The following is a 3,227-nucleotide window of genomic DNA, read 5'->3' on the forward strand; positions in this document are numbered from 1 at the left end:
GGCCGCATCGCTGTGGACCGACAGCCTGTCGCGCGCGCATCGTATCGCCGGCCGGCTGCATGCCGGCACGGTTTCCGTCAACACGGTCGACGCGCTGAGCCCGATGACGCCGTTCGGCGGTTTCAAGCAATCCGGCTTCGGCCGCGACCTTTCGCTGCATGCGCTCGACAAATACACCGCGCTCAAAACGACATGGATCAAATACTGATGGGCGCCTAAAGCGCATCGCGATTGAACGGATTCAAGCGATGCGCTTTAGGCCTTTGCTCTATGCATGTCATTTGCGCAAAACCGGGGCCACTTTTGCGCGACATGCATTAGGCTTGATCGAAGCCCTCAAACCAGCAACATAGCCAGCCATGCCGCTACGCTTCACGCTCAGACAGCTGGAATATTTCGTCGCCGTGGGCGAAGCCGGTTCCATCGCTAAGGCGGCCGAACAGGTCAATGTATCGCCGCCATCGATTTCGGCCTCGATCGCGCAGCTGGAAACCGAGTTCGGTGTCCAGCTGTTTGTCCGCAAGCATTCGCACGGCCTCTCGCTGACGGCCGGTGGCCGCATCTTCCTCAAGGAAGCCGCCCGGCTGCTCAACGATGCAGACGCCTTGCACGACGTCGCCGGCGACTTTGCCGAGAAGGTGCGCGGCCCGCTGGCGGTGGGATGCCTGCTGACCTTTGCGCAAATCGTGCTGCCGGCGCTGCGCATGCGGTTCGAACGCGCCTATCCCGATGTGCGCGTGCGCCAGTTCGAGCGCAATCAGGGGCAATTGCTCGAGATGCTGCAGCGCGGTGAAATCGATCTTGCCCTGACCTACGATCTCGAACTGTCGCAGGACATGACCTTCGAGCCGCTGATGCTGGTGCCGGCCTATGTCATGCTGCCGGCGGGGCATCGCTTTGCGGCAAAGGCGTCGATCACGACGGAGGAATTGGCCGACGAGCCGATGGTGCTGCTCGACCTGCCGTTCAGCCGCGAATATTTCCTTTCGGCATTCCACCAGCGCGGGATCCGCCCCAACATTGCCGAGCGCACCGGCGACATCGCCGTCATGCGTTCCATGGTGGCCAACGGCTTCGGCTACGGCATCGCCAATATGCGGCCGCTCAACACGCTGGCGCCGGACGGCAAGCCGCTGGTCTTCGTGCCGCTGGACGGCGATCTGCGGCCGCTGACCATGGGCGTCGCCTTGCCCAGTTCCGAACACCGCACGCAAACCGTCCAGGCCTTCATCGACCACTGCCGGCATTTCGTCGTCGAGCAAGGCGTGTTCGGCGCCGAGCGGGCTGTCGGCCAGGCAGCACTTCCACAGAAGTAGCCCCGGTTAAGCCAACTGCTGGTCGGCAAGCCGCTGCAGCAATTTTTCCAGCATGCCATCGCAACGGCGCATCTGCTCGACGCTGACGAACTCATCCGGCTTGTGTCCCTGCGCCATCGATCCCGGTCCGCACACGACCGTCGGCGTGCCGAGATCGCGGTTGAACAGGCCGCCCTCCGTGCCGTAGGCAACCTTGATGGTGTTGTTGGCGCCGGTCAGCGATTTGATGAAAGCGACGGCTTGCGAACTGACCGGCGTGTCCAGGCCGGGATAGGTGTTGGTGATGTCGATGTCGATTGCCGCCTCGAGCGCGATAGCCGAGGCTTCGGTGGCAATGCGCGCGGCCTCCACGCGCAGACGCTCGAGAATCTCATGCGGGTCGTCGGCCGCGACATTGCGGATCTCGAAGTCGACCTGGCAGAGGTTCGGCACGATGTTCAGCGCCACGCCGGCGTTGATCTTGCCGACATGGACGGTTGTGTAGGCAATGTCGTAGTCGCCGTCGCGGGCGCCATCGCGCACCAGCCGGTCCTGTTCGCGGCGCAAGGCGGCGACGAAATCGCAGCCGAGATGGATGGCGTTGAGCGCCAGCGGGGCCATCGCCGAATGGCCCTCGCGTCCCTTGCAAAGCGCGCGTGCGGCAAGCTTGCCCTTGTGGCCCGTCGCCACCTGCATATCGGTCGGCTCGCCGACAATGCATAGCAACGGCCGCTGCGGGGCTGCTTGCAGCATGTCGATCAGGCTTCGCACACCAATGCAGCCGATCTCCTCGTCGTAGGAGAGCGCCAAATGCAGCGGCGTGCGCAGCGTCATTTTCGAGGCTTTAAGGCACGCCGCGAGCGCGCAGGCCACAAAACCCTTCATGTCGGCTGTGCCACGTCCGTAAAGCTTGCCGTCTCGGCTCGTCATCTCGAAGGGCGGCAGCGTCCAGGCCTGGCCGTCGACGGGGACGACGTCGGTGTGGCCGGACAGCATGATGCCGGAAGCGTCGGCCGGTCCGATGGTGGCAAACAAATTGGCCTTGTGGCCGTCCTCGCTGTGGATGATCCGGCTGTCAATGCCATGCGCGTCCAGCAGCTCCGCCACGTAGCCGACGAGGGCGAGGTTCGAATCGCGGCTCACCGTCGGGAACGCGATCAGTTTTTCAAGGATCTGGATGCTGTCCATGCGTCTTGTGTCTCATTGGGCGTGCGCGCTATCTAACATCGCGCGGCGGCGGCCTTGAAGTCGCATTTGGCTCAGCCGGGATTCATCGGATGCTAATCCAGGCAGTGCTGCCGATTAGGCGCGTCCTAACCGGCACAGAAGAAATCTGTTGTTTCCCGGCGCTTGCCGCAATTTATGAATGGTCTCACGGCATCAACCCACTGGGCTGGCCGGCTTGCGCCACGGCTCGAAACCATGATCGGGCATGCTGCAAGGCGACGCTGGCAGGAAGGCACGTTCCATGCGCGATCCGCGCTACGACATTCTGTTCGAGCCCGTAAAGATCGGTCCGGTGACCGCCAAGAACCGCTTCTATCAGGTTCCGCATTGCAATGGCGGCGGCTATCGCGATCCTTCGGCCGCGGCCGAGATGCGCCGCATCAAGTCGGAAGGCGGCTGGGGCGTCATCTTCACCGAGCAGACCGAGATGCACCACACATCGGAGATCACGCCCTTCATCGAGCTCAGGCTGTGGGACGACGCCGATATCCCGGCGCTGGCGAAGATGGCAGAGGCCATGCACCAGCATGGCGCGCTGGCCGGCATCCAGTTGGCCTATTCGGGCATCAACGGTCCCAACCTCTACACCAAGGAGGTACCGCGCGGACCGTCGGCCCTGCCGATCCGAACCTTCACCAACGATCCGGTGCAGGCGCGCGCCATGGACAAGCAGGATATTCGCGACCTGCGCCGCTGGCACCGCAA

Annotated in this window: 3 protein-coding genes and 1 pseudogene; 3 read left to right on the forward strand and 1 reads right to left on the reverse strand. The window is 63.3% G+C overall.

Annotated features, from left to right (window positions below; genetic code table 11):
• Both EN893_RS25650 and EN893_RS25655 read left to right on the forward strand, forming a co-directional pair.
• On the forward strand, positions 1-208 hold a 208-nt coding region (locus EN893_RS25650), incomplete at its 5' end, for an aldehyde dehydrogenase family protein (protein ID WP_128361871.1).
• Between the two features lie 151 nt (positions 209-359).
• A complete protein-coding gene (locus EN893_RS25655) occupies positions 360-1,316 on the forward strand; it encodes a LysR family transcriptional regulator (RefSeq protein ID WP_127267113.1) in 957 nt (318 codons plus the stop codon).
• 6 nt (positions 1,317-1,322) lie between these two features.
• On the opposite strand, the gene argE is transcribed toward EN893_RS25655, so the two are convergent.
• Entirely contained in the window at positions 1,323-2,483 is a 1,161-nt protein-coding gene (gene argE, locus EN893_RS25660) for an acetylornithine deacetylase (RefSeq protein WP_127267112.1), read from the reverse strand.
• 280 nt (positions 2,484-2,763) lie between these two features.
• Here argE and EN893_RS25665 point away from each other — a divergent pair.
• Positions 2,764-3,227: pseudogene (locus EN893_RS25665) on the forward strand (NADH:flavin oxidoreductase); the annotation flags it as partial.

Source organism: Mesorhizobium sp. M7A.F.Ca.CA.004.04.2.1, assembly GCF_004022825.1.
Taxonomy (GTDB): domain Bacteria; phylum Pseudomonadota; class Alphaproteobacteria; order Rhizobiales; family Rhizobiaceae; genus Mesorhizobium.